The sequence below is a fragment of the Mycobacterium sp. NGS66 genome, assembly GCF_059812225.1.
Genome location: NZ_JCALCG010000002.1, coordinates 675,781 through 702,470, shown reverse-complemented (window position 1 = coordinate 702,470; position 26,690 = coordinate 675,781). Strand labels below are relative to the sequence as shown.

Here is a 26,690-nt window from a genome sequence, read left to right as displayed (position 1 = left end):
CCCAAATCGTAGGGAGACAATGCGAATACGTCGACCGTATCTTCGCCGGGACGTTGCGTAGCCAGAAATCCGGACTGACCGGCGCGATAGGCCAGGATTCGCAGGTCTGGCTCCTCGGACATGTAATTGACGCGGCACTCCACCCAGATGTCGGCAGACACATAGCATTGCGCCCATTTCTGGAAGACGCTCAGATCCCCGCCGGCGAACCGCTGCGCCACCGAGGATGCATTGCTCAATGGCGCTTCGGTAGGCTGGGTCCGCCAAAACGGATAGGGCAAACCGTCACGGCCCTGCAACTCGCAGATACCGAGCAAGTCGATCAAATCGACGCTGCCAACCCGCTTCAGGTCGATAGTGGTTGTCATCGCATCGGCGTCGTGCTGAATGATGAACGTGGCGCCGACAAAATGTCTCCTCCTTTGGTCGAAGTGGACGCCCCATGGTACGAGAAACCGCTGTAGGGAGAACGTTGAGTCTAGCCAGGGGTTGTGGTGAGTGATCCTGATGACCGGTAGGGGGTGAAGAGTCGGCATTCGCCGAAAATCAGCGACCAACAACAACATCCGGTCTGGGTGATCGCTCTCGTCCCCGCGAAGCAGGCCAGCCCTTAAATTGTGCTCAACGGTGGTGCGCCGACTTGTTTTTCGCACAGCTTGTGTTTTGACGATCCGGGCAGCGCCCGATAGGCCGATGTGCGTCGAATACCGTTACCCGAGAACGGCTGCGGTCGGCAAGCCGTGGGCCCCCCGCGTTAGTTTCCCCACTCCCCATTAGTCTGCACCGGACATGAGGACCAACTTCTTAGCGGGCGTCAAGGCACGTCTTTTCGGCTCGACGGTGAGGCGCGGCGCAGCCCAGGTGTTGCTGGCAATATCCCGCGCGGCGGCAGGATGTGCGGCCACGTGGCTGATATGGGCGGCGGCACTGGCGTTTTGGAGTTGGCGGGCGACCGCGCCGTCCCCGGCCTATGAGACGTGGCATCACAGCAATGCGGTGATGAAAGTGCCGTGGGCGAGCTATTCCCCGGTGCGGATCGCGGCGACGCTCGTCGTGGTAGCGACGGTCTTGGTGGTGTCGATGGCACTGACGAGGTGGCCGGCGACGAAAATGCCCTGGGGGCTTCTCGCTGGGATCGCGGGCGCGGCCTGGGGCTACTTGTGGAGAACAGGGCAATCGCGGGGGGAGTTTTCTCACCTAATTAACGGCTATCCGGTCACGGCTAAGGTGCCAAGCGCGATTGCGGCGTGGTCGCTGGCTTTGTGGGGCGCCGCGGCGGTGATCGTGGCCAGCTTGGCGATGAGCCGAGTCGTCACACACCGGTGGTGGTATGTCGGCGCGGGCGTGCTGCTGGCGGCCATGAGCGCCTGCACGACCACGGTCGCGGCTTTGCACGCCGGTGACGACCGCCAATTCGTCGACGCCACCACCGCTTCGCCGGTGCCCATCGCGCCGCTGCCGGCCCATTGGGGGCAGCAAAGATTCACCATCCGTTTTTCCGGGTGGAACGCGCCCAGGGAAAGTTACCCCAATTGGCGCGTGGAAAGCGCCGGAGCGGGGTTCGTGACGTTAGGCGGCGGCAAAGTCACGGCTTATGGCCCCGATGGCAAGGAACGCTGGCACTACCGCCGCACCGGGCCCGGGGAGATGCGACCGGAGTCGTTGCGGGTGTTCGACGAGGGACGCACCATTATTATCGGCCTCGGCTACGGACGGCCCGCGATCCTCGTCGGACTGGACGCCATGACCGGCCAGCAATTGTGGTGGTCCGGCGACCGGGCGATCAGCGCTGCCTTTGATAAACCGGGAGCGGCGCCGGGGTATCTGATCAGCGCCAGTGACGACTTTTTGCAGTGGACCCGCTTTGATACCCGCACCGGCCAACGCATGTGGACCAAACCGGCCCCGGCCACGGAATGCGACGGAGTTTACGGTTATCTGCCCACCCTCCCAGCCGCGGCCTTTCGCTGCCCGACCGATCCGCCGGCACAGCTGCGATTCACCTATGTCGATCCTGCCACCGGCGAAAAACGTTGGAGAACACGGCTATTGCAGAACATGCAGGTGCCCGCAGCTTCCGACCTGCAGGCTCTGCCGGAGGTCTGGCCCGCCGGCCGCGACGGCGCGCTTGTCCACACTCACATCCAATCGGGCCTCAACCACACGGCCTACTACATCAGCACCTATGTCAACCTGACTACACGCCTGGCCCACAACCTCACCGAAATGGCCAGCGAGCCTGTTCTGGTGGCTTGGACTCATTCCCAGAGCTCTACCACTACCAGCGACGACTTCTTGGCCTACGGGCGCGACGGCTACCGACTCTATGGCCCAGACGGCCTGGCTCGATGCGGATTCCCCAACAGCCCGCAATACAGCCCCGACACGCGAGAAACCCTGGCGGTGATCCTCGGCGACGAAATGGTATTTGGCGTCACCGAACGACGTGATGCCAACTTCGTTGAGCTGCTCCGAACCGTCACTCTCCGCGACTGCACACCCGTAGGCGACAGTCCGGCACCGACCAACATGGAGTCACTGGTCGAAGCTCCAGGCGTGGTCCTGGCCGTACACACCGACAAGACCGGAACCTACGTCGACGGCTACCGCGAATGACATATTGGCCCTCCGCTCGATCCGTCAGCCGAGCACCGTCTGACCATCCGCGCCGATCAGGTAACGCTCGGTGCCGTGCTCAACCCTCGGAGCATCGGCGCCCAGCGCCACGGCTACCTTGTTGCTGGCGTTACGCATGATGTCAAAGGTCATCTCGACGGCCTCGGCCTCGGAGAACCGGGAACGCACCTCGGCGACATCGTCGGCGACGAGGTGCGCCGGACTCCAAATTAACGCATCCGTATACCGCAGCGCTGCCTTTGCGCGGTCGTCGAGCAGCGCCGAGGTCTCGAAACGCTCGATATCGTCGTACAACGTCTCGGATCCCCCGGCGTCGAGCGCGGTGCTCTCGCGCAGCGACTTGCATAGCCGGCAGTTGTGCTGCGCCGCTCCGCGCAGCCGAACCAGTTCGGAGATGATCGGGTCGAGCGCGCGCATGCGGGCCACGGCCGGTAGGAATCGGTTGAACACCGCATCGGACGGGTCGACGTGCTCCCACGAGATCGGCCTGTCCACCCAGCCGAGATACTCTAAACCGACACCCAGCGCTTCCAGCCCGGCCCGCACCCTGGGCACGAAGTCGGCGATGTACATCGCAACGACAGCACCGAACGTGCTGTCCCCCAACGCTTTCCACAGCTGCGAACGCTGCTGGTCAGTGATCACCGAGACATCGGCACTGAACTGCTCGGCAAACTCCGCGACCGTGGCCTCGACGTCGGACGCCGGCCCGTCCACGGCTACCTCGGCGGGCAAGGGCGGCAGCGACAGCGCGCGTGCGCAGACCCGGCGAACCAGGGCGGTGAGGCGTGCGTCGCCGGGCGACAACGCCACCAATCGCGTGAGCTGATCTTTGTCGACGGAAACCGGGGCAACCATTTATCCCACGGTAGAAGGCAGGTCGGCGATCGGCTAGTGCGCCTGGCTCACCGAGGACATATGGAAGTCCGGTATCCGCAGCGACGGCATCGCCGCGCGGGTGACCCAATCCCCCCATTCCCGGGGCAGCGTCTTTTCGCTGGCACCGGCCTCGGTGGCCCGCCTCAAAAGATCCAGCGGGCTTTCGTTGAACCGGAAATTGTTGACCGCCGCAGTCACCTCGCCGTCTTCGATGAGGTAAACCCCGTCCCGGGTCAGCCCGGTCAGCAAGAGCGTGGTCGGCTCTACCTCGCGGATGTACCACAGCGTTGTCAGCAGCAGACCGCGCTCGGTCGAAGCGATCATGTCGGCCAGGTCGGCCGACCCGCCCGTCATCACGATGTTGTCCGCCGCTACCGCCACCGGCTCGTCATATTTGGCGGCGGTCGCCCGGGGATAGGCGAGGGCATTGATCACCCCATCGCGAATCCAGTCGACCTGGTTGATCTCCATCCCGTTGTCGAAAACCGACACCGTCTCCGAGGAGTTGGTCACCGCGACAAACGGCGTGCACGCCAGACCGGGCGCGTGCGGATCGGAGAACAACGTCAACGGCAACTGAGTGAGCCGCTCCCCCACCCGCGTCCCACCGCCGGGCGCCGAGAATGCAGTTCGGCCCTCCTGGGCGCCCCGGCCGGACATCCTCCATGCCAGATGGATCATCATGTCGGCCACCGTGGAGGGCGGCATGACGGTCTCGTAGCGTCCCGCAGGGAGCTCGACAGTTCGCTCGGCCCACCCCAGTCGCGTCGACAGGTCGTCGAGCATGGCATCGGTTGGCACATCGGCGAAATCAGGTGTGCCGACGCCAACCCAAGCGCTGGCGTCGCCGCGTTTGGCGTTGATCTCGACCCCGCCGGTGGGCTGGGTGTAGCGCCGGCGCATGCCGTTTGACGACGCTAAGAACGTCGTCGAAAGACTGTGGTGTGCAAAGCCATACAGTTGATCGGTGCCGGCGAAGCCCCGGCTCAACGACGAAGCGACGTCTGCGAATACTTCGGCGCTGGTGCCGGGCACGGGCGCGTCCCAGTCGGCCGGGACCCCGGTGTCGGCAATCAGCGGCGCGGCATCACCGGCCTCCGGCGCACACTGCGCCGCTTCCTCGGAGGCCGCCACCAGCCCACGAATTACCGAGGGGTCGACCTCACCGGATACCACTGAGCCGACAAAGGTGCTATCGCCATGGCGCACAATCGATATCACCGCGAGATTGCGGCTGACCGAAACTCCATTAGTGGTCATCGAATTGCCCGCCCAACGCAATGTCGCTTCGACCCGGTCGGTGACCAGGACCATGGTCTCGTCGGCGCGGGCTTCCCTCGCGGCCTCCGCCAAAACGACGTTGACGAGGTGCTGCGCGGTGATCATTTGCGCCGCTCCTCAGCATCGCTAGCATTGCTTCGCTCTGCATCGTCGCCGGCGCGGATCATCGGCCACCCTCGGCAACGGTGTTGAGCACGTTGACGCCCCGAAACAACGCCGACGGACAGCCGTGACTGACGGGTGCCACCTGGCCAGGCTGGGCCTTCCCGCAGTTGAGCGCGCCGCACAGCCGCCAGGTCGACGGGCCGCCGACGGCTTCCATGGAGTTCCAGAAATCGGTCGTGGTGGCCTGGTACGCGACATCGCGTAACTGACCGTCCAGGCGGCCGTCACGGATGCGAAAAAACCGCTGGCCGGTGAACTGAAAGTTGTAGCGCTGCATATCGATTGACCACGATTTGTCGCCGACGATGTAGATGCCGTCATCGACTCGTGCGATCAGCTCGGCGGTGCTGAGATTGTCGGAACCGGGCTGCAGTGACACGTTGGCCATCCGCTGGATCGGCACGTGATGTGCCGAGTCGGCGTACGAGCATCCATTCGAGCGCCCCTGCCCGAGCCGCGGCGCAAACACGCGGTCGAGCTGATACCCGACGAATACTCCGTCACGCACCAAATCCCAGCTTTGAGCAGCGACCCCCTCGTCGTCGTAACCCACACTGGCCAAGCCGAATTCGACGGTGCGGTCGGCGGTCACGTTCATGACCGGTGAGCCGTACCGCAGGGTACCGAGTTTGTCCGGAGTGGCGAACGAGGTTCCGGCGTAGGCGGCTTCGTAGCCGATGGCTCGGTCGTATTCGGTTGCGTGGCCGATGGATTCGTGAATGGTCAGCCACAGATTGGTCGGGTCGATCACCAGATCCTTGCGCCCCGGCGTCACGCTGGGTGCCTTGACCTTTTCGGCCAGCAGCGACGGCAGCTGCGCGAGTTCCTCGGTCCAGTTCCAGATTTCGTCGCCGGCCACCACTTCCCAGCCCCGGGCCGTCGGCGGCGCCAGGGTGCGCATCGAGTCGAAGCTGCCCGCCGCGGGATCCACGGTCACCGCCTCCAATGTCGGCTGCAGTCGCACGCGTTGCTGCGTGATCGTCGAACCGAAGGTGTCGGCGTAGAACGTCTGCTCCCTTACGGCGGTCAGCGCGGCGGACACATGGTCGACGCCATCGGCGCTCAGCAGCCGCCCGGAGTACTCCTCGAGCACGGCGATCTTTTCCGACGCGTCGACGTGGAACGGGTCGACTTGGTAATGCGACACCCAGGTGACGTCTTTGTACACCGGCTCCGGGGCCAGCTCGACCCGTTCGCTGTTGAGCCCGCCCAGCATGGTGGCCACGTGCACGGCGCGGCGCGCGGTGTCGGCCGCGACGGACGGCGAAAGTTCGGCGTGCGACGCGAAACCCCAGGTGCCGTCCACGATCACCCGGACCGCCAAACCGACCTCTCTACTGATGACGGCGGTCTCCAGCTCGCCGTCGCGCAACTGAATGATCTCGGTGCTGATGCGGTGAATGCGCAGGTCGGCGTAGCTGGCCCCGGCCGCAGTAGCCGCTGACAACGCGGCATCAGCCAGCTCGTGGCGCGGCAGGTGAAGGAAGTCGGCATCGATCCCCCGGTCGAGTGTCACCGCTCCACCGTAACGAGAAGCTTTAATACATCCATGGCCGACGTGCCACGGCGATCCACCTCGCTCGCATATGCGCTGCTCGCGCCCAGCCTGTTCGGGGTCGTGGCGTTCTTGCTGCTGCCGATCCTGGTCGTCGTCTGGCTCAGCTTGTACCGGTGGGACCTGCTGGGGCCGCTGCGCTATGTCGGCCTGGCCAACTGGCGCTCGGTGCTGTCCGACTCCGGCTTCGCCAACTCACTGCTGGTCACCGCCGCGTTCGTGGCGATCGTCGTGCCCGCACAGACGGTGCTCGGCCTGCTGGCCGCCTCCCTGCTGGCCCGCCAGCTGCCCGGTACCGGCGTGTTTCGCACTCTGTATGTGCTGCCCTGGGTCTGTGCGCCGTTGGCGATCGCGGTGTTGTGGCGCTGGATCCTGGCGCCCACCGACGGAGCGGTCAGCGCGGTGCTCGGGCACCGCATCGAGTGGCTGTCCGATCCCAGCCTGGCGCTGCCCGTCGTCTCGGCGGTCGTCGTGTGGACCAACGTGGGCTACGTCGCGCTGTTCTTCCTGGCGGGCCTGCTGGCCATCCCGGCCGATATCCACGCGGCCGCACGCACCGACGGCGCCAACGCCTGGCAACGGTTCCGGCGCATCACCCTGCCGATGCTGAGGCCGACGATGTTCTTCGTGCTGGTCACCGGAATCGTCAGTGCCGCTCAGGTTTTCGACACCGTCTATGCGCTGACCGACGGCGGGCCGGCGGGCCGCACCGACCTGGTGGCGCATCGCATCTACGCCGAGGCTTTCGGGGCCGCGGCCATTGGGCGGGCGTCGGTCATGGCGGTGCTGTTGTTCCTCATTCTGGTCGGCGTCACCATCGTGCAGCAGCTGTACTTCCGGCGACGGGTCAGCTATGACCTCACGTAGCGGGTCCGGCCTGATCTACACCGGCCTGGTCGTGGGCGCCCTGATCACGTTGGCGCCGTTCCTACTTGGATTGCTGACCTCGGTCACTTCCCCACACCAGTTCGCGACGGGCACGCCGCTGCAATTGCCACGGCCACCCACGCTGGCCAACTACGCCCATCTGGCCGGCGCCGGGTTCGGTCGCGCGGCGGTGGTGACCGCGCTGATGACGGCGGTGATTCTGCTGGGCCAGTTGAGTTTTTCGGTGCTGGCCGCTTACGCGTTTGCCCGGTTGCGATTCGCCGGACGCGACGTGCTGTTCTGGGTCTACATCGCCACGCTGATGGTCCCGGGGACGGTCACGGTGGTGCCGCTGTACCTGATGATGGCGCAGCTCGGCCTGCGCAATACGTTCTGGGCACTGGTGTTGCCCTTCATGTTTGGCTCTCCGTACGCGATTTTCCTGCTGCGCGAGCACTTTCGGATGATTCCCGACGACTTGATCAACGCCGCGCATCTCGACGGCGCCAACACCCTGGACGTCATCATGCATGTGGTGATTCCGTCCAGCCGGCCGGTGCTTGCCGCCCTGACGCTGATCACCGTTGTCTCGCAATGGAACAACTTCATGTGGCCGTTAGTGATCACCAGCGGTAGCAAGTGGCGGGTGCTGACCGTGGCGACCGCCCAACTGCAGTCCCAGTACAACGCCCAGTGGACGTTGGTGATGGCGGCGACCACGGTTGCGATCATCCCGCTGATCGCGCTTTTCGTTGTGTTTCAACGTCATATCGTCGCTTCGATCGTGGTCTCGGGACTCAAATGACCCGGCCCCGGCTTTCCACGGTGGTCGCTGCGGCGCTGATTTTGGTCGCGGCGCTGCTGGCGACGACGGCGGTGCTGCTGGGCAGGTCAGGCGAACCGAGCGGCGGCAAAATCGTGGTGACGGTGCGGCTGTGGTCCGATCAGATCGCCGCGGCCTACCGGGCGTCGTTCGACGCATTCAGCCGCGCCCACCCCAACATCGAAGTGCGCATCAACCTGGTCTCTTACGCCACCTACTTCAACACCTTGCGCACGGATGTCGCCGGGGGAAGCGCAGACGATATCTTTTGGCTGTCGAACGCGTATTTCGCTGCGTACGCCGACAATGGTCGCCTGATGAAGATCGAGGCTGCCGCCGACTGGGAGCCGGCGGTGGTGGAGCAGTTCACCCGCGGCGGCGTGCTGTGGGGCGTGCCGCAGCTGACCGACGCCGGCATCGCCGTGTTCTACAACGCCGACCTGCTCGGTGCCGCCAGTGTCGATCCGGCGCAGCTGAACGATTTGCGGTGGAATCCCAGCGGGGACGACACTTTACGGCCCCTGCTGGCCCGGCTCACCGTCGACGCCGACGGGCACGCCGCGGCCACACCGGGTTTCGACGCGAGACGGGTACGTCAGTGGGGATACAACGCGGGCAACGACGCCCAAGCCATCTACCTGAACTACATCGGCTCGGCGGGCGGCGTATTCCAGCGCGGCGACCAGTTCGCGTTCGACAACCCCGCGGCGGTGCAGGCCTTCCGCTACCTGGTCGGCCTGATCAACGACGACCACGTCGCACCGCCGGCGTCGGAGACCAACGCCAACGGCGACTTCTCCCGCAACCAGTTTCTGGCCGGCAAGATGGCGCTGTTCCAGTCCGGCACTTACAATCTGGCGCCGGTCGCACGCGATGCCCGGTTCCGCTGGGGAGTGGCGATGTTGCCGGCCGGCCCGAAAGGTCGGGTAAGCGTCACCAATGGCATTGCGGCTGCGGGCAATTCGGCGTCCAAACATCCGGATGCGGTTCGTCAGGTGTTGGCCTGGATGGGCAGTCGTGCCGGCAACGAGTACGTCGCTCGAGATGGCGCAGCCATCCCGGCGGTGCGGTCGGCCCAGCCGGTGTACTTCGATTACTGGGCAGCCAAGGGTGTCGATGTGACACCTTTCTTCGCCGTGCTCGAAGGACCGCGGATTCCCGCACCGGGCGGTAGCGGCTTCGCCGCGGGGTTTCAGGCATTGCAACCCTACTTCGACGAAATGTTCCTCGGCCGAGGCGATGTCGGGACGCTGCTGCGCCAGGCTCAGGCCGCGGCCAACGCCGCCGCGCAGCGTTAGCGTCAGCCGGGCAATACCAACACCGGTACCGGGCTATGGCGAATGATCTTGGCGCTGCGAGACCCCAGGAACACCCTGGCGATGTCGCCGCGAGGTGAGGTGCCCAGCGCCAGTATCTCGCCGTCCTCCCAGTCCGCCGCGGCCAGGGCGTGTGCCCAGGTTCTTCCGGTAACCACTTCCAGCACAACGTCTTTGCCGACGATGCCGTCGGCCTTCAGGCTTTCCAGGATTTCTCGCGCCTGCGACGCCCACGTTTGCAGAATCGAATCCTCAACGTGTAGGCCAACCTCGGGCGGGTACATCGTCTTTCCGCGGACCGCGAAGGTGAGCACCCGCAGCGGCAGCCCGAGTCGCTCGGCGAACTCGATGCACCGTCGTACCACGTCCACGGACTCCGGGGTGGCCGAATCTGCGCAGCTGAGTCGCGTCAATTTGCCGCTGCGAGCGCGATATCCGCGAGGACTGATCGCCACGGGCACCGGCGACGAATGCAGCAGCCAGTCGGCGGTCGAGCCGATGACCACCTGTCCTCGCCGCGCGCTGGGCAGCGAGCCCAGCACCAGGACTTGCGCGCTGGCCTCCGCAACGATCTCGATCAAGCCACCCGACACCGATCGGTGCGCGCGATGGCAGTAGCTGACCTCGACCCCGTCGGCCAATTTGCGTAAATAGAGCTGCGCCTCTTTGGCCGAGTCTGCCGCCAGCTGATCGGCCCAGAGCTCGAATTCCGCGTCGACGCGGGCGAGCGAGGGCGTCAGCCACGGCTTGGGCACGATGGTCGCCACGGTCAGCGAGGTGCCAAGTGTGCGCGCCACACGGATCGCCAGGTATAACCCGGAAAGCCCGACCTTGCCGGCCACGTAGCCGACAACGACTGTCACAGCACGTCTTTCGCCGGACCGGTTGGCGCGTCGTCGTTGGGCGCGCTTTCGTCGTTTAATGCGCTTTCGTCGTTTAATGCGCTTTCGTCGTTTAATGCGCTTTCGTCGTTTAATGCGCTTTCGTCGTTTAATGCGCTGTGGTGGCGGCCCCACACCAGGTAGAAGATCAGCGCCAACGACACCCATCCACTGAACGCCAGCCAGGTGTACCAGTGCAGGCTCGCCAGGATGTACCCACACGCCAGCACCGAGAGGATCGGCGTGACTGGGTAGCCGGGCACTTTGAACCCGCGCGGCAGGTCGGGCTGGCGCACCCGCAAAATGATCACTCCGATCGACACGACCGTGAAAGCGGTGAGCGTGCCGATGGATACCAAGTCCGCCAGCTTTTCCAGCGGCACGAATGCCGCCAGCCCCGACGCGACGGTTGCGACGATCAGCGTGTTGGTCACCGGAGTCATCGTGCGGGGATTCACAGTGGCAAAGCGCGGCGGCAACAGCCCGTCGCGACCCATGGCGAACACGATGCGGGTCTGCCCGTATTGAGTCACCAAGGTGACGGAAAAGATTGAGATCACCGCACCGGCGGCCAGAATGGTGCTGGCCCACCGGCCCTTGGTGACGTTGTCGAGAATCGTTGCCAGCCCGGCCTCTTGCTGTCCGCCGAAGTCCTGCCAGCGCTGGGTACCCAGCGCAGACAGTGCGACGAGCACGTAGACGCTGGTAACGATCGTCAGCGCTGTGATCAGCGCGCGCGGCATGGTGGTTTGCGGGTCTTTCACCTCGTCGCCCGCGGTCGACACCGCGTCGAGGCCGATGTAGGAGAAGAAGATCGTTCCGGCGGCCGTGCCGATGCCGGCTACCCCGTAGGGCGCGAAGTCCCGGAGATGGTCGGCATCGTAGGCAGTGAATGCGAGGACCACGAACATGCCCAGCACACCCAGCTTGATCAGCACCATCACCGCGTTTACCTTCGCGGATTCGCTGGCGCCGCGGATCAGCAGCAGTGCGCACACCCAGATCAAGAACACCGCCGGCAGGTTCATCACGCCCGGATGCTCGTCCCAGGGGGCCGCCGACAGCGCATGCGGAACCTGAAATCCGAACACGTTGTTCAGCAGCTTGTTGACATAACCACTCCACCCGACCGATACCGCCGCCGTGGCCACGCCGTACTCCAGCAGCAGGCAGGCCGCCACCCCCATGGCGACGACCTCACCCAGAGTGGTGTATGCATACGAATATGCTGAGCCGGAAACCGGTACAGCGGAAGCCAATTCGGCGTAGCAGATGGCCGCCAGCCCCGCTGCGATGCCGGCGATGATGAACGACACGACCACGCCGGGGCCGGCTTGCGGCACGGCCTGGGACAGCACGAAGAAGATACCGGTGCCAATCGTCGAGCCGACGCCGAACATCGTCAGCTGGAACATGCCGATGCTGCGCTTGAGGTGGTCGGCGGCCCCGTGAGCGACCGGGGCGCCGCTGACTGGACGGCGCCGCAGCATCTGCTTTTTCAGGCTGATCGACGGGGCCGTCATCGCACCTCCCGTTAGTAGATCAGCTGATTATGCGGCCTGGCGCAGTACGGCGGCGCGAGTTTGGTCGGCTCCGGACGTCGGACGCTCGTCATGAGTCCCGCCCGTCGCGGGACGTCCGCCGGTAGGGTCCGCACTGCGCGTCCCGGGTGAACCTACGGCTTTTGGTGTGAAGCTACGGCTTTCGGTGTGACGCCCGGGCGGGATCCGGCGCGAATGTCCGCCCTGGCTGCACTCTCAACGCCGAGGATTCACGCCCAACGCGCACGCCCAACGCGCATCGACGAATCAGGTTGGCGCGCAACGCGCCGATAAGCCTATCGGGCCAGGTGCAGGACGGTGTCGATCGTCACCGCCGTTCCGCTGGCCGCGATAACGATCAACAGGGTCACCCAGTCCGCCAGCTTGGGTCGGCGCGGGTTCGCACTCAGCTGACCGGTGCCGCCGCGAGCAGTGATCGCGTCGCCCATCTCGTCGGCACGCCGCAGCGTCACCGTGATTGCGGCAGTGAGCAAGTCGATCAGCTCCAGCGCATGCCGCCAGCGCCGGGCCTTGCGGCTGCGCGGTATCCGCTTGGGCCGCAACCGACGCGCCGCGTAGAGCACCTGGAACTCGTCGATCAGCATCGGAAAGGCGCGCAGCGCCAGCGCCAGCGCCACCGCCCATTCGTCGACCGGTATCCGCAGCAGCCGTAATGGCCAGCCCAAAGTCGCTAGGGCAGGCCCTATTTCGGCGACATTGGTGGTCCACGACACCATCCCGCCCAGCGCCAGCAACACGATCGACAGCGCGGTGAACCGCAAGAAGTTCAGCGCTCCGCCGAGTCCGATCTGGGTCCCGCCCAGCGTAATCACCGGGCTACCGCCGGCCAGGGCCGCGGTGACAAACCCGAAGGCAAGCAGGATCCACAGCCAGCGCGGGACCGACGGCAGCACCCCGCGCGGAATGCGGGCGATCCAGATCGCCGCCGCCACCAGAACTGAAACCAGCCCGATCGCCACCCAGCCCGGATAGAACGTCAGCAACAGCGAAACACCGAAGACAACCAGCAATTTGGTGCCGGCCCACAGATCGTGGATGGTCGAGCGGCCGGGCACCGGCACCAGCAGCACCACCGGGCGAGGCTGACGTTGAGGTGCCGAGTGCGTCGACGCCGCGGCCGAGATGGCGGTCACGAGATGCCTCCCGCCGCGGTCGACACCGACTCCAGCGCACCATTGTGCAGGTGCAAGATTCGCGGGCACAGATCCTCCAGCCCGGCGAAGTCGTTGGAAATGACGACTACGGTCAGGCCCCGCTCCCGTCGTAAATCCTCGAGCAGCCGCAGCAGACCGCGTTGGCTGGCCGCATCCAAGCCGGCCAGCGGTTCGTCCAAGATCAACGCGCGCGGCGAACGCGCCAACAGTCCGGCAAGCACCACACGGCGCATCTGGCCCCCGCTGAGTTGGTCGATGCGCCGCTTGGCCAGCGTGGGATCGAGCCCGACGACGCTCAACGCACTGATAACCCGGTCGTGCTCGCGATGTGAAAAGCCCGCTGCCGAAGCCACTTCCAAGTCGACGCGGCTGCGCATCAACTGCAGCCTGGCCGCCTGGAACGACAACGCGACAGAGCCGACCTGCTCGTGCGTGGGCCGGCCATCGACCAGGCAGGCGCCGGCGGTGGGCACCGTCAGCCCCGCCATGATCCACGCCAGCGTCGACTTGCCCGAGCCGTTGCCGCCATGGATCAGCACGCCGTCACCTTGTTCTACGACAAAGCTGACATCGCGCAGTGCGACCTTCGCCCACGGTGTGCCGACGCCGTACTCGTGGCCGACGCCGACGAGTTCGAGCGCGGGGGCCTTCCGGCGGTGATGCACGGCAACCGACGGCGCCGGGACTTGCGCGGTCTCCGCCATGTCGGTGTTGTCCGGTGAGTTGCTGAGGTTGATCGTGCGGTCGGCGGACGCCGCCTCGTTGTCAAAGTGCGTGATATGGACCAGAGCGGTCCGATGCCGCTTGGTCAAACCCGACAGCACGTTCAACAGCGCGTCACGCCCCCGCTGATCCACCATGCTGGTGACCTCGTCGGCGATGAGCATCGCCGGCTCGCGCGCCAATGCGGCAGCCAGCGCAAGGCGTTGCAACTCACCGCCCGACAGGCTTCCGGTGTCGCGTTCGCCGAGGCCTTCGAGGCCGACTTCGCCAAGCAACCGGTCGACGTCGACGTTCGTGCCCGGCGGGAGCCCCCACACCACGTCGTCGGCCACCCTGGTTCCCAGTACCTGGCTTTCGGGATGTTGTAGCACCACCGCGGTGCCGCCCAGCTTGCCCAGACCCACCGCACCGGGGCGCTGCACCGTCCCCGATGTCGGTTCCCGGCCGGCCAGGATCAGCATCAGGGTGGTCTTGCCGGAACCGTTGGCGCCGGTGATCGCGACGTGTTCGCCGACCCGCAGGTCGATGCTGACCTCACGCAGCGCGTCCTGATGGGCTCCCGGGTACCGGTAGCGCACCTTGTCCAGTCGTACCGGAACCGGTCCGACCGGAACGTCCGGGTTGCCGTCGGCTGCCGGGGCGTCCAGTTTGTGCACATCGGGGACACCGCGCATCCGCTCGAGCACGCGCGACAAGGCCCACCAGCCGATCAACGACACCACCAGGACCATCAGCACGGAGTAGCCGAGCAGCACCCAGGGCCAATGATCCATTCCAATTGCGAAATAGTGCCGCAAACCTGCGGCAAGACCCTGCAGATGCACCCGGCTCAGGAAGCTGGCCAACCCCTCGACGTTTGCCGTCATCGCGGCGAAGATCAGGTGCCGCAGCCGGAACATCACGGCCAGCGAGGCCACATTCGCCGCGCCGAAGACCAAGCCGGCGATCAGCGCGGACGCAATCACAGTCGGTGTGCCCCGGCGTCTACGTTTGATGATCCCCGTCAGCCCGCCGATATAGGCGCTGTTGACGACCCCCAAAAAGCCGCCCAAGCCGGCGATCAAAAAGGCGATCATTCCGGCAGCGACGACCGCGGCGAACAGCACCCGCAGCCGGTAGCGGTAGGCCAACAGCCCCATCGGCACGGTGCCCAGCAGCGCCAGGCCCGCGGCAAACGGTACGACGACAGAGATAATGGCGGTCACCGCGCATAATGCGGCCATCACCGAGGCTTGCGCCAATTCGCTCGGTTGCAGCGCTCCGCCCCGACGCGGATGCGGGGCCGGGGCGATCACTTCACCGATTGTGCCAGGCCGCGGCGTTACGCACCGCGCAGCGCACCGCCCAATCTGGGCTTTCTGGTCCAGCGACCGCAGGCATCCGCTATTGGTCTCGCATAGCAAAGCTATGCAACGATGTTCGTATGAATTCATCCGCTGCCGCCAATCAGCAAGGCGCCCGCGAAGCGGAAATTGACGCCGCAACCCAACCCGCACCGGGCCTGGGAGCGGACTTGCTCGCGGTGGTTGCCCGCCTCAACCGACTGGCCACGCAACGCATCCAAATGCCGTTGCCGGCGGCGCAGGCCAGGCTGTTGGCCACGATCGACGCCCACGGCGAAGCCCGAATCGGCGACCTGGCGGCCGTCGACCACTGTTCGCAACCGACGATGACCACCCAGGTGCGACGGCTGGAAGAAGCCGGCCTGGTCACCCGGACCGTCGATCCGGGAGACGCCCGGGCCGTGCGAATCAAGATCACGCCCGAAGGGATGCGTACGCTCACCGCCGTGCGGGCCGATCGCGCCGCGGCCATCGAGCCGCAGCTGGCACAGCTCGATCCGGCCGACCGCAAGGTACTGGCCGATGCCGTCGAGGTGTTGCGTCGCCTGCTCGAGAATTCCGCAGCCGCCCCGCGTCGCAACACCACGTGACCGACGCGGACCCGTGCGGGTGGCTAGACCGTCTGCGGCAGGTAGACACTTGAACCAACGATTGAAAGGTGGCGGGCATGCGGACCGAAGCTTCCGCTTTCCAAGCCTCCCCGTTGATCGTGTGGGCCGAATCGACGAGGTACGTCCTTCTCCCCGGGCCCGACATAAGCGTGGGCTCCGGCAGTCAGTGCGACATCCGGCTGGACCGGGGCGACACCGCCGAGGAGTCGACGTCCGAGGATCTGGTGCTGCGGTTCGCCGGTACCCACTGGTTGGCCATCGACAGAAGCGGAGAGGGCATGCTGGTCGACGGCGCCCGAGTGGCGACCGTCGAAATCCACGACGGTCAGGCCATCACGCTGGGTGGTCCGCCCGGCCGGAAGCTCATTTTTCAGATCGGCTCGCCGGCCGATGCAGCCGCGAAACCGGCGCCGGCCGCGCCGCACCATACGGTCCCGACGGAGCAACCTACGGGGCCGATGCGAGTGCCCCACATCGAGTCCGTGACGGAGTCACCGACCGGTCCGATCCCGTTACGCCCAGGTCCGCCGGCGCAACCCATGCCGCCTTCCGTCGCGCAGCCGCCACCTGCTGAGCCGACCTCGACCTTTCGCCTGCCGATTAAGTCCGACGCTCGCACGCTCGGAGTGGCGGCATATCAACTCGCGCTGACCGGCGGCGACGAGCGCGCGTTGCTCGCGAACGTGTCGTTCGCGGCCCGTCCAGGCACACTGACGGCGGTTGTCGGCCCGTCGCATGCGCACAACTCGGCACTGCTGGAGGTGCTCAGCGGCACCAGAGAACTCAGCTCGGGCAGGGTCACCGTCGACGGCCATGACGTGCAGCACGTCCAGGAGGCGATGCCGGCCCGCATCGGGATAGTGCCGCGCGACGAGCGGGTGTATTCGCACCTCACAGTGGAGCGAGCAGTGGACTACGCCGCCCGGCTTCGGCTGCCGCCCGACACATCACCCGAGCACCGCGAACGGGTGGTCGATCAGGTGCTCGACGAGCTCGAGCTGACGCCGCACCGCAGGACCCGCATCCGCAAGCTGCCGCCCGAGGTGCGGCGGTGTGCGTCGATGGCGATCGAGCTGGTCAGCAGACCGACGCTGCTGGTGGTTGACGAGCCGGCCGCCGGGCTCGATCCCGTACAGACGCAGCACGTGCTGGCAATGCTGCGGCGACAAGCCGACATCGGATGCGTCGCCGTGGTCGCCGTGTCGTCGCAGTCGTCGGCGATGCAGCTGCAGATGTGCGACGAGGTATTGCTGCTCACCGCCGCCGGCACCATGGCATTCGCCGGACCGCCCACTCGGATCGAGTCCGCCATGGGGACCACGGACTGGTCGGAGATCTTCGCGCGGCTGAGCTTCGACCCCCAGGGGGCGCACCGAGCATTCCTGGCCCGACAACAGCCACCGGAGCCATCGACCCCGCCGCCTCCTTCTGCTGCGGGCGAGTTGGCGCCGGCCCGACTCACCTTCACCCAACAGACCCGATTCGTCGCCGGCCGCCAAGTCCGCCTGCTCCTGGCCGGCCGCGCTTACCTGGTCTTCTTGGTGCTTCTGCCGGTGGCACTGGCGGCGCTGACGCTGCTGATTCCCGGGGAGTCCGGGTTCGGCAGGCCGGCGCCGTCCGCTCATAACGCGCATGAAGCCGTCGAGATCCTGGCCCTCCTCAACCTCGCCGCAGTGATCATCGGCACCGCGCTGACCATCCGCGAGCTCGTAGGAGAGCGCCGCCTGTTCCGGCGCGAGCAGGAAATCGGGCTATCGACGTCGGCCTATCTACTCGGCAAGATCATCGTCTTCGCCGTCGCCGCCGCCATCCTGGCGGCCATCCTGACCGGCATCGTGATCGCCGTGAAAGGGCAGCCGGTGCACCGCGCCGTGTTGCTCGGCAGTCCGGCCGCCGAGCTGTACGTGGCGGTGGCGGCGACGGCCGTCGTCTCGGCGATCGTCGGGCTGGCGCTGTCCAGCCTGGGCAACTCGCTGCGCGAGGTTCTACTCCTGGCTTTGCCGGTGATCCTGGCGTCAATGCTGTTCGCCGGTGGGCTGATTCCTTTGGTCGGTACCTGGGGCTATGACCAGATCTCCTGGTTCGTGCCGGCTCAGTGGGGTTTTGCGGCGTCGGCAGCCACCGTCGACCTGCGTCGGGTCGACGCGCTTGCCGCCAACGTCCAGATGTGGACCCATTATTCGGGCTGGTGGGTGTTCGACATGGGCGCACTGCTGGCGCTCGGCACGCTGTGGGCCGGCTTCGTCTGGTACCGGCTGCGCCCGCGGCGACGGCAGCGCGCCGCCAGCCTCGGTGAACGGCATGGGGCAGCGGCGAGCCGGCGGCATTCGTAGCCCTTCAGACATAGCGCCGGACACGGTTGCAGTACTCGAGGTATTCCTGGCCGTACCACCGCCGCATGAATTCTTCCTCCCGCAACACCTGGCGATGGAACAGCAAAGTGCCAGCGACCAGATAGCAGAGGGGAATCCAGTTGGGAAATACCAAGAGCTGGCCGACCAGGAACAGGAAGAAGCCGACGTAAATCGGATTGCGGCTGACCGCGAAGATGCCCGTGGTGACCAGCCGGCCAGGTTTGTCGATGTCAATGCCGACCCGAAAGCTGTTGCCGAATGCCACCAAGCTGAACACCAGGATCAGCAGGCCGCCCGCGCACAGCCCAACTCCCAGCCAGGCAACGGTTGTCGACCGGAAAAACCGCTGTGTGCTGACCAGCGGCCAGCCGAAAGCGGCGGCGAACACCGTGTAGAAGTAGAACAATGCCACCGGCGGTATCAGAAAGTCCGTCTTGTCGATGTTTCCGAAATGCATTGCGCGAGTGCCGCTTCGGCGCAACAAGGCGACTCGGGCAAACACCGTGCCCAACAGCAGCACAATCATGAGAGCGGCCAGCTTTTGCGGCATGTCGTGTAGTTTGCGCGAGCAGTCCCCGCAAGCCGCAGGCACCCCCTCGACGAACCTATTCCCGCGGCACGCACGGCACGTTACGGTCTGGTTATGGCGCCGAACATGACAACCACTGCCGATCATCTGCGCGATACGCTGGACGGGCGTTGGCGTGACGTGAAGAACCAGACCCGGGCCAAGTTCGAACACGAACAATTCCGCCCGCACTACACCCCCAACACCGTCATCGCCCGCGCCAAGGTCTTCGAGCAGATGAAGATCATCGCCGCGGCCGGCATCTCCGACGAAGGGTTCCGCAAGGAACATGGCGGCACCGGCGACGTGGGTGCGGCGATCACGATGATCCAGATGCTGGCGATGTCGGACCTGTCGCTGATGGTCAAGGCCGGCGTGCAATGGGGCCTGTTCGGCGGTGCGGTCGAGAACCTGGGCACCGAACGGCATTACGACTATGTCAAGGACATCATCTCGCTCGAGTTGCGCGGTTGTTTTGCGATGACCGAGACCGGACACGGCAGTGACGTGCAGGCGCTGGAGACGACGGCCACCTACGACCCCGAAACCGAAGAGTTTGTCGTCCACTCCCCCACTCCCACGGCCCGCAAGGACTACATCGGCGGGGCCGCCGAAACAGCCTCCATCGCAGCGGTTTTCGCGCAGCTGATCACCCATGAGAACGGTGAGCCGGTCAACCACGGCGTGCACTGCGTGCTGGTGCCGATCCGCGACGAAGAGGGCAATGACCTACCCGGCGTGACGACGTCGGACTGCCACTACAAGGGCGGGCTACCCGGCGTCGACAACGGCCGCATCATGTTCGACCACGTCCGGGTTCCGCGGGTGAACCTGCTCAACAAGTACGGGGACGTCGAGCCGGACGGCACCTACACCTCACCTATCGACAACCCCAACCGCCGATTCTTCACCATGATCGGCACGCTGATCCGCGGCCGGGTCACCGTCGGGGGCAGCGCGGGCGCCGCGGCCCAGGTCGCACTCGACATCGCCACCCGATATGCGTTGCAGCGCAGGCAGTTCAGCGCTCCCGACGACGACCACGAAGTGCTGATCATGGACTACCTGGTACATCAGCGACGGCTGTTCCCCTTGATAGCGCGGTCCTATGCACTGCAATTCGCGCAGAACGAGCTGGTGTCCAAGTGTCACGACCTGCAGACGTCGGACGTGGTGGACGCCGATGAGCAGCGCGAGCTCGAAGCGCGCGCTGCGGGACTGAAGGCGGCCAACACCTGGCACGCCAGCAAGGCCATCCAAGAGGCCCGGGAAGCCTGTGGCGGAGCGGGTTACATGGCCGAGAACCGGCTGATCGCACTGCGCGCCGACACCGACGTGTTCACCACCTTCGAAGGTGACAACCACGTGCTCACGCAGCTGGTCGCCAAGGAGTTGCTGACCGCTTACGCCGACGACATCCGCAGCATGAGCCCGGTGGAGTGGGTGCGGTTCGCCGCCAACGCCGTCGGAGATCGGGTGATGAAACGCACTGCCGCAGAAGCGATTATGCAACGGATCGTGGACGCCAGCCAAGACAGTGAGGAAGAAGGCAGCCTGTTCAACCGCGGCACCCAGGTCACCATGTTCGAGGAACGCGAGAACTACCTGCTGTCCTCGGTCGCCCGCCGGCTGCAGGGCAAATCCAAGGAAATGTCGGCCTTCGACGCCTTCAACGCGGTGCAGGATCACGTGTTGCACGCGGCGAGCGCACACATTGACCGGGTAGTGCTGGAAGCGTTCGTCGCCGGCATCGAGTCGTGTCAGGACGCCGCGGCGCGCGAGCTGCTGGAGATGGTGTGCGACCTGTATGCGCTGTCGGTGATCGAGGAAGACAAGGCCTGGTACATCGAGCACCGGTATCTGTCCACCGAGCGGGCCAAGGCGGTCACCCGGGGCATCAACGACCGGTGCCGCAAGCTACGCCCGCATGCCGAGACGTTGGTCGACGGCTTCGGCATCCCCGAGCCGCTGCGCTACGCCGAGATGCTGCACCCGGAGAATCTGCCCGGCTGACGTGGCGCGAGCAGACGCAAAATCCCCTATTTCGGCACGAAAATAGGGGATTTTGCGTCTGCTCGGCCGGCTTACTGGTTGGGGATCGGGCCGAGCGCCTTGAGCTTGCCGTCGGATCCGATCTGGAACTTCACCGTCCCGATGCCGGTGGGGCAGCAGGGCTGGTCTTTGCCCTTCTGCCACTGGTATTGAACGGTGATCGTGTCATCCGTGGGCGGCAGCACGGTGATGTAGGGCTTCGGGTTGGGAGTAGGTGAGCCCAGTGGAGTGTTGTGGTCGAAGAACAACAACTGCTGGGGAGTCGACTCGCTGGCAATCGTCGGAATGATCTGCACCCAGTACAACCGGCACTTCCTGGTGTGCCCCCGCGCGATTTCCACCCACGTCGAGCCTGGAACCTCGACCGGGACGGCGGCGATGGCCTGCTTCACCGTGTCGACACTGGGGCCGTCGGAAGCCTTGCAGTTGTCGGGCGGCGGCGGAGGTGGCGTGGGCGGCTTCCAGCCACATGCCGAAAACGACGGCGCCAGCAGGATCAGCAAAACCACAACCAGCCGGCGACACACGCAACGAGCTTAACGAAGGCTGGGAATGTCCCACCGGTTTCGTCGAAGCACCGCTTTCGGCGCGCACGACCGCCGGCGTCGCCGGTAACCTAAGCTACGACTGCCGGTCCAGGTTGACCCGCGAAAGCCGTGGTCAACCGCTGTTTTCCCGCACATTTCACCACAGCGCCGGATCGGTTGCGGGGAACCCGTAAAGCGGCGGAAACGTCGGATACGCGGTGCCGAAACATGCTTGCCGCACGATTCAGCGGAAAAGCCTGTTGCGGATTCCAGGGCTGTATTCGAGGAGGTAGGCGTGGCCGGGGACACCGGAGCCACCGTGCGCACCCTGTGCGCCTACTGCGGTGTGGGCTGCGGCATGGTGCTGCAGCTCACAACCGACCCGGAAAGCGGCCGGCGTCACGTGGCGAAGTCGGCCGGAAATACCAGCCACCCCGCGAATTTCGGACGGTTGTGCACCAAGGGTGCCACCACTGCCGACCTGCTTTCCGCAAGCGGCCGCGCGGAGTCGGCCTACGTTCGGGCCGACCGTGGCCAGGCCCTGGAACCCGTCGGCATCGACGCCGCGATCACGCGGTCCGCCAACCGGTTACGCGCCATCATCGACAAGCACGGCCCCGACGCCGTGGCTTTGTACGTGTCGGGGCAGATGTCGCTCGAGGCGCAGTACCTGGCGAACAAGCTGGCCAAAGGTTTCATCGGCACCAACCAGATCGAGTCGAACTCCCGATTGTGCATGGCCGGTGCCAGCTCCGGTTACAAGCTCTCCCTCGGCGCCGACGGCCCGCCCGGCTCGTATCAGGACTTCGACCACGCCGACGTTTTCTTCGTCATCGGCTCCAACATGGCCGACTGTCACCCAATCCTGTTCCTGCGCATGACGGATCGGGTCAAAGCCGGCGCCAAACTGATCGTCGTCGACCCGCGCCGCACCGCGACGGCCGCCAAGGCGGACCTCTTCCTGCAGATCACACCTGGCTCGGATCTGGCGCTGCTGAATGGCTTGCTGCACCTCATCGTCGAAAATGGGCACACCGACGCCGAATTCATCTCTGAGTTCACCACAGGCTGGGAGGTGATGCCTAGTTTCCTGAAGCAGTTCACCCCCGACACGGTCAGCGAAATCACCGGCATCCCAGCCGACGACATCCGCACGGCAGCACGCTGGATCGGCGAAGCCGGAAACTGGATGAGTTGCTGGACAATGGGACTCAATCAGAGCACCCATGGGACCTGGAACACCAATGCGATCTGCAACTTGCATTTGGCTACCGGCGCGATCTGCAAACCCGGCAGCGGTCCGTTCTCGCTCACCGGTCAGCCCAATGCGATGGGCGGACGCGAGATGGGCTACATGGGACCCGGCCTGCCCGGTCAGCGGACAGTGCTCAGCACCGACGACCGCGAATTCGTGGAAGCCCAGTGGGATATCCCGCGCGGGTCGTTGCGCACCGACGTCAGCGACGGTGTGATCGACATGTTCTCCCGCATGGCCGACGGCGAGATCAAAGCATGCTGGATCATCTGCACCAATCCCGTTGCCACGGTGGCCAATCGCAAGACGGTCCTGGCCGGCCTGGAAACCGCCGAACTGGTGATTACCCAGGATGCGTTCCTGGACACCGAGACCAATGAATACGCCGACGTGCTGCTACCGGCCACCTTGTGGACCGAGTCGGACGGGGTGATGGTCAATTCGGAGCGCACCCTGACGCTGTTTCAGCGAGCCGTCGAGCCGGTAGGGCAGGCGCTGCCGGATTGGCAACTCATCGCCAAAATGGCCTGCGCGATGGGCTATTCGGAGGCTTTCAGCTACACCACGGCTGAAGAGGTGTTCGACGAAATCAAGCGGTTCTGGAATCCCGCCACCGGGTATGACTTGCGGGGCGTCAGCTACGAACGGCTGCGCCAGACACCGCTGCAGTGGCCGTGCCCGCCGGACAGCGACGATCGCAACCCGATCCGCTACCTCAACGACGGTGTCAGCCAGACGAGGCTGGTGCGCGAGGACGGCATCGTCCCCCGCCTGGCCTTCCCCACCCCGGATGGCCGGGCGGTCTTCTTCGCCCGGCCGCACCTGCCACCTGAAGAGATGCCCGACGCCGAATACCCGTTCCTGCTCAACACCGGGCGCCTGGCGCACCAGTGGCACACCCTGACCAAAACCGGCAAGGTCGCCAAACTCAACCAGCTCAACCCGGGACCGTTCGTCGAAATCCATCCCGATGACGCCGCGCGGTTGCAGATCAGCGACACCGATCCGGTCGAAATCGCTTCCCGCCGTGGCCGTGCCGTGCTGCCCGCCGTCGTCACCGACCGGGTGCTGCCCGGCACCTGCTTCGCCCCGTTCCACTGGAATGACGCATTCGGCGAATACCTGTCGATCAACGCCGTCACCAACGATGCCGTCGACCCGGTGTCGCGCCAACCGGAGTACAAGGCGTGCGCTGTCACCTTGATCAAGGTCGCCGTCGCCTCGAACGCCGAGCCGCCCGTAACCGAGTCGCCGGAGGCACCCGAAGCGCCAGGAATCAGCCTGGCCAAGGTCGATGCCCTGGCCGAAATCCTCGGTATGACAAATGAACCGGCGCCCCAGTTCGGTCCACTTGGACGCTCTTATCTCGCGGGTCTCATCGCCGGGCTGCGATCGGAGGCCGGCCGCCGCAGCGCGGGTGTGCCGACGCTACCGCTGAGCGCCCCGTTCGACTCCGCCACCCGATTGTGGGTCGACGGTCTGCTCGCCGGAATCTTTGCGCGCGCCGAGACACCCCCGGAGGCCGCTGGCCGGGAACCCACTCCGACCCCCGCAGAGGCGCCAAAGGCGGCCCCGATCGTGGTGTTGTGGGCGTCGCAGACCGGGAACGCCGAGGAGCTCGCCGTCAATGTCGCCGCGCAACTCGGCGACGCCGGGCTCTCGGCGGCGTTGCACAGCATGGACGACTTTCCGGTTGCCGAACTACCGGCGACTCCACAACTGCTGCTGATCACCAGCACCACCGGCGACGGCGAACCACCTGACAACGGCGCTGGGCTCTGGCGGGCGCTGAGCGGAAGTGGCGCACCGAGATTCACCGATACCAGTTACGCCGTTCTGGCTCTGGGCGACTCCAACTACGGCGATTTCTGCGGTCACGGACGCAAAATCGACGAGCGGCTGTCCGAGTTGGGCGCGACTCGACTGGTCCCCCGGGTCGATTGCGAGCCCGATTACGAAGCCGCAGCGGCCGGTTGGCTGGCCTCGGTCGTCCGGGCGCTGACCGGCGATACCCCGGATACCCGCAACGCCCCCACCACGCTCGTCACAACCCCGCGCTCCAAACGCCCGGCGACGCACACCTACACGAAGAAGCGCCCGCTGATCACCGGGATGGTGCGCAACACCACGCTGAGCAAGCCTCGATCAGCGAAAGACGTGCGGCACTTGGTGTTTGATTTGCCCGAAGGGACCGTAACGTACGAGGCCGGCGATGCGCTGGGCGTGTGGCCGCGCAACAGCGACCGCCTGGTCGACGAATGGCTGGCGGTCACCGGGCTAGATCCGCAGACCCCGGTCGAGGTCGGCGAGCTTGGCCTGATGTCGTTACGTTCCGCGCTCACCGAACGAATCGAGATCGCCCACATCAGCCGAGACCTGGTGCGCTTCGTGCAGCAACGCACCGGCAACGCGAAACTCGCGGAGATGCTGAAGCCGGAAAACAAAGCCGCCCTGAGCAATTGGGCGTGGGGTCGCCAGTCCATCGACCTGCTTCGACAGCTGCCGGTCTCCGCATCGGCCCACGAGTGGCTGAGGGTCCTCAAACGCCTTCGGCCACGGCTGTACTCGATCTCGTCGAGCCCCAAAGAGTGCCCGGGGGAAGTTCATCTGACCGTCTCGCCGGTGCGCTTCAACTTTCAGGGCGTCCCACGCCGCGGAGTGTGTTCGACCTACCTTGCCGATCGTTCCCCCGGCGATCGAGTTGCCGTCTATCTGCAGCCGTCCAGCAACTTTCGGCCACCGAGCGACTCGCAGACGCCGATGATCATGATCGGCCCGGGAACCGGGATCGCGCCGTTCCGCGGCTTCCTGCAGGAGCGTCGGGCGCTCGGCCACACCGGGCCCAACTGGCTGTTCTTCGGCGAGCAGCACGCCGCCACCGACTTCTACTACCGCGACGAGATCGAAAAGATGCATGCCGACGGCTTGCTCACCGAGCTGGACCTTGCGTTCTCGCGGGATCAGCGCGAGAAGGTCTACGTGCAGCATCTGATGCGCAAGCGTGGGGCCGAGCTGTGGCGATGGTTGCAGGACGGCGCCCACCTCTACGTCTGCGGCAACGCCGACCCGATGGCCAAAGACGTCGACCGTGCGATCTGTGAGATCGCAGCCGAACACGGCAAGCTCAGCCGCGGCACCGCCGAGGACTACGTCCGGCAGTTGAGCGCCGACAAGCGCTACCACCGCGACGTCTACTGAGCTCATGCCGGGGCCCGTCCCCAGCGGGCTTAGGCGAGCAACCGTAATACGTCGGAAACATCGCACACCCGCAGTTGAAACATCCCCGTCGCACGATGCACTCAGTTGGTCGCGCAGTCGAGGGAGGGATGTTCGCATGGCTCCGGAGTGTGACCGTCTCGGCAGGGCCGCCGCGCATAAAGACTGCCCATTGCAATGCTGGCGGCGTCGTGGCGACACACCCGACACCGAGTCCAGCAGCCAGTCCTGGGCCCGAGACCACGTCGATTGGGCAGGGTTGCCGGTCAACCTCGACCTGGCGTTCTCCCCACAGCAGCGCGACAAGGTCTACGCGCAGCACATGATGCGCAAGCGCGGCGCCCAGTTGTGGCGCTGGTTGCCGCGCACCACGGCGCTTTGCGTCTGCGAGGCCTCAACTGCCTCAGCCGAGCGACTCGATGCGGACGCGGCCAAAGACTACGTCTAATCCGCGTCTCGTCGCGCCTGCCTAGCTCACCGATTGCGCGCGGCGGGCTGGCCGTAGACGGCCACCACGACGGTGCGGTCCAGACTGTTCTCCGACCACACTCCGATGGCGGTGTTCCCGCAGTCGCGCATGATCGCCAGGTAATCGGGGTTGTAGTACCACTGCTTGATCAGTTCGAGATTGCTGATGGCCAACGCCGGATTGATCCCGACCGTCTCGGCGACTCTGCCGTGAAAGCCTGCGGCATTGGCGCGGTCTTGCGGCGTGGAACCGTCGGAACCGATGTCGCCGTCGAGGTTTCGGTTGTTGAGCATGTCGACCGCATGCCATTGGGCGGCCAGCTGGAGCGGCAGATTGATGACGACGTCGTTGGTGCAACCGGCTTGGTGCTGGATGGTGTACACGTCGGAGACAACGGCGTCGTTGAGCCGCTTATTGTCGGCATAGGCCGTCGGGTTCACCAAAACGGTTGT

The 26,690-nt window shown here is 65.5% G+C and carries 17 protein-coding genes and 3 pseudogenes; 9 read left to right on the top strand and 11 right to left on the bottom strand.

What is annotated here, in order from left to right:
- A pseudogene (locus AC5Y2L_RS07730) lies at positions 1-566 on the bottom strand (hypothetical protein); the annotation flags it as partial.
- A gap of 223 nt (positions 567-789) precedes the next feature.
- Between AC5Y2L_RS07730 and AC5Y2L_RS07725 the strand changes: the two are divergent.
- Positions 790-2,616: a PQQ-binding-like beta-propeller repeat protein gene (locus AC5Y2L_RS07725; protein WP_499934274.1), complete on the top strand. Its 1,827-nt coding sequence runs from the start codon at positions 790-792 to the stop codon at positions 2,614-2,616.
- 24 nt (positions 2,617-2,640) lie between these two features.
- On the opposite strand, the gene AC5Y2L_RS07720 is transcribed toward AC5Y2L_RS07725, so the two are convergent.
- From AC5Y2L_RS07720 to AC5Y2L_RS07710, 3 genes are read right to left on the bottom strand one after another with little or no spacing between them, the layout of a single operon-like run.
- Positions 2,641-3,495 (bottom strand): carboxymuconolactone decarboxylase family protein, encoded by an 855-nt coding sequence (locus AC5Y2L_RS07720; protein WP_499934272.1) that lies wholly within the window; start codon positions 3,493-3,495, stop codon positions 2,641-2,643.
- A gap of 33 nt (positions 3,496-3,528) precedes the next feature.
- Positions 3,529-4,902 carry a metallopeptidase TldD-related protein gene (locus AC5Y2L_RS07715; RefSeq protein WP_499934270.1) on the bottom strand — a complete coding sequence of 458 codons (1,374 nt, stop codon included), beginning with the start codon at positions 4,900-4,902 and terminating at the stop codon, positions 3,529-3,531.
- A gap of 58 nt (positions 4,903-4,960) precedes the next feature.
- Positions 4,961-6,478: a TldD/PmbA family protein gene (locus AC5Y2L_RS07710; protein WP_499934269.1), complete on the bottom strand. Its 1,518-nt coding sequence runs from the start codon at positions 6,476-6,478 to the stop codon at positions 4,961-4,963.
- Between the two features lie 33 nt (positions 6,479-6,511).
- Between AC5Y2L_RS07710 and AC5Y2L_RS07705 the strand changes: the two genes are divergently transcribed.
- The 3 genes from AC5Y2L_RS07705 to AC5Y2L_RS07695 are packed head-to-tail and all read left to right on the top strand — an operon-like array spanning position 6,512 to position 9,505.
- Positions 6,512-7,384: a carbohydrate ABC transporter permease gene (locus tag AC5Y2L_RS07705; RefSeq protein WP_499934267.1), complete on the top strand. Its 873-nt coding sequence runs from the start codon at positions 6,512-6,514 to the stop codon at positions 7,382-7,384.
- Positions 7,371-8,189 (top strand): carbohydrate ABC transporter permease, encoded by an 819-nt coding sequence (locus tag AC5Y2L_RS07700; protein WP_499934266.1) that lies wholly within the window; start codon positions 7,371-7,373, stop codon positions 8,187-8,189. Before AC5Y2L_RS07705 ends, AC5Y2L_RS07700 begins: the two co-directional genes overlap by 14 nt.
- Positions 8,186-9,505 carry an ABC transporter substrate-binding protein gene (locus AC5Y2L_RS07695; protein WP_499934264.1) on the top strand — a complete coding sequence of 440 codons (1,320 nt, stop codon included), beginning with the start codon at positions 8,186-8,188 and terminating at the stop codon, positions 9,503-9,505. Before AC5Y2L_RS07700 ends, AC5Y2L_RS07695 begins: the two co-directional genes overlap by 4 nt.
- A 2-nt stretch (positions 9,506-9,507) precedes the next feature.
- On the opposite strand, the gene AC5Y2L_RS07690 is transcribed toward AC5Y2L_RS07695, so the two are convergent.
- The 4 genes and pseudogenes from AC5Y2L_RS07690 to AC5Y2L_RS07675 all read right to left on the bottom strand — a co-directional run bounded on the left by AC5Y2L_RS07690 (position 9,508) and on the right by AC5Y2L_RS07675 (position 15,138).
- The gene (locus tag AC5Y2L_RS07690; RefSeq protein WP_499934262.1) at positions 9,508-10,386 is read right to left on the bottom strand and encodes a universal stress protein; all 879 of its coding nucleotides are present in this window, start codon (positions 10,384-10,386) and stop codon (positions 9,508-9,510) included.
- Between the two features lie 119 nt (positions 10,387-10,505).
- Positions 10,506-11,927, bottom strand: a pseudogene (locus AC5Y2L_RS07685) (amino acid permease); the annotation flags it as partial.
- A 314-nt stretch (positions 11,928-12,241) separates the two neighbouring features.
- Positions 12,242-13,090 carry a CbiQ family ECF transporter T component gene (locus tag AC5Y2L_RS07680; RefSeq protein ID WP_499934308.1) on the bottom strand — a complete coding sequence of 283 codons (849 nt, stop codon included), beginning with the start codon at positions 13,088-13,090 and terminating at the stop codon, positions 12,242-12,244.
- 5 nt (positions 13,091-13,095) lie between these two features.
- Entirely contained in the window at positions 13,096-15,138 is a 2,043-nt protein-coding gene (locus AC5Y2L_RS07675; protein ID WP_499934261.1) for an ATP-binding cassette domain-containing protein, read from the bottom strand.
- Positions 15,139-15,266: 128 nt separating this feature from the next.
- Here AC5Y2L_RS07675 and AC5Y2L_RS07670 point away from each other — a divergent pair, with 128 nt between their 5' ends.
- A complete protein-coding gene (locus tag AC5Y2L_RS07670; RefSeq protein WP_499934259.1) occupies positions 15,267-15,776 on the top strand; it encodes a MarR family winged helix-turn-helix transcriptional regulator in 510 nt (169 codons plus the stop codon).
- A gap of 77 nt (positions 15,777-15,853) precedes the next feature.
- Positions 15,854-18,130, top strand: coding sequence for an ATP-binding cassette domain-containing protein (locus tag AC5Y2L_RS07665; protein ID WP_499934258.1), 2,277 nt, complete (start codon positions 15,854-15,856; stop codon positions 18,128-18,130).
- Positions 18,131-18,134: 4 nt separating this feature from the next.
- On the opposite strand, the gene AC5Y2L_RS07660 is transcribed toward AC5Y2L_RS07665, so the two are convergent.
- Positions 18,135-18,701, bottom strand: coding sequence for a methyltransferase family protein (locus tag AC5Y2L_RS07660; RefSeq protein WP_499934256.1), 567 nt, complete (start codon positions 18,699-18,701; stop codon positions 18,135-18,137).
- Positions 18,702-18,794: 93 nt separating this feature from the next.
- Between AC5Y2L_RS07660 and AC5Y2L_RS07655 the strand changes: the two genes are divergently transcribed.
- Entirely contained in the window at positions 18,795-20,732 is a 1,938-nt protein-coding gene (locus AC5Y2L_RS07655; protein ID WP_499934255.1) for an acyl-CoA dehydrogenase family protein, read from the top strand.
- A gap of 71 nt (positions 20,733-20,803) precedes the next feature.
- On the opposite strand, the gene AC5Y2L_RS07650 is transcribed toward AC5Y2L_RS07655, so the two are convergent.
- A complete protein-coding gene (locus AC5Y2L_RS07650) occupies positions 20,804-21,280 on the bottom strand; it encodes an LppP/LprE family lipoprotein (RefSeq protein ID WP_499934307.1) in 477 nt (158 codons plus the stop codon).
- Positions 21,281-21,656: 376 nt separating this feature from the next.
- Between AC5Y2L_RS07650 and AC5Y2L_RS07645 the strand changes: the two genes are divergently transcribed.
- Both AC5Y2L_RS07645 and AC5Y2L_RS07640 read left to right on the top strand, forming a co-directional pair.
- Positions 21,657-25,751: a bifunctional nitrate reductase/sulfite reductase flavoprotein subunit alpha gene (locus tag AC5Y2L_RS07645; protein ID WP_499934305.1), complete on the top strand. Its 4,095-nt coding sequence runs from the start codon at positions 21,657-21,659 to the stop codon at positions 25,749-25,751.
- Between the two features lie 136 nt (positions 25,752-25,887).
- Entirely contained in the window at positions 25,888-26,217 is a 330-nt protein-coding gene (locus tag AC5Y2L_RS07640) for a hypothetical protein (protein ID WP_499934253.1), read from the top strand.
- 44 nt (positions 26,218-26,261) lie between these two features.
- On the opposite strand, the pseudogene AC5Y2L_RS07635 reads toward AC5Y2L_RS07640, so the two are convergent.
- A pseudogene (locus AC5Y2L_RS07635) lies at positions 26,262-26,672 on the bottom strand (CAP domain-containing protein); the annotation flags it as partial.
- Between the last annotated feature and the right edge of the window lie 18 nt (positions 26,673-26,690).

Coding starts and splice junctions, on each gene's coding strand:
- AC5Y2L_RS07725 (WP_499934274.1), top strand. CDS start 790: ATGAGGACCAACTTCTTAGCGGGCGTCAAGGCACGTCTTTTCGGCTCG.
- AC5Y2L_RS07720 (WP_499934272.1), bottom strand. CDS start 3,495: ATGGTTGCCCCGGTTTCCGTCGACAAAGATCAGCTCACGCGATTGGTG.
- AC5Y2L_RS07715 (WP_499934270.1), bottom strand. CDS start 4,902: ATGATCACCGCGCAGCACCTCGTCAACGTCGTTTTGGCGGAGGCCGCG.
- AC5Y2L_RS07705 (WP_499934267.1), top strand. CDS start 6,512: ATGGCCGACGTGCCACGGCGATCCACCTCGCTCGCATATGCGCTGCTC.
- AC5Y2L_RS07700 (WP_499934266.1), top strand. CDS start 7,371: ATGACCTCACGTAGCGGGTCCGGCCTGATCTACACCGGCCTGGTCGTG.
- AC5Y2L_RS07695 (WP_499934264.1), top strand. CDS start 8,186: ATGACCCGGCCCCGGCTTTCCACGGTGGTCGCTGCGGCGCTGATTTTG.
- AC5Y2L_RS07670 (WP_499934259.1), top strand. CDS start 15,267: ATGAATTCATCCGCTGCCGCCAATCAGCAAGGCGCCCGCGAAGCGGAA.
- AC5Y2L_RS07665 (WP_499934258.1), top strand. CDS start 15,854: ATGCGGACCGAAGCTTCCGCTTTCCAAGCCTCCCCGTTGATCGTGTGG.
- AC5Y2L_RS07660 (WP_499934256.1), bottom strand. CDS start 18,701: ATGCCGCAAAAGCTGGCCGCTCTCATGATTGTGCTGCTGTTGGGCACG.
- AC5Y2L_RS07655 (WP_499934255.1), top strand. CDS start 18,795: ATGGCGCCGAACATGACAACCACTGCCGATCATCTGCGCGATACGCTG.
- AC5Y2L_RS07645 (WP_499934305.1), top strand. CDS start 21,657: ATGGTGCTGCAGCTCACAACCGACCCGGAAAGCGGCCGGCGTCACGTG.
- AC5Y2L_RS07640 (WP_499934253.1), top strand. CDS start 25,888: ATGGCTCCGGAGTGTGACCGTCTCGGCAGGGCCGCCGCGCATAAAGAC.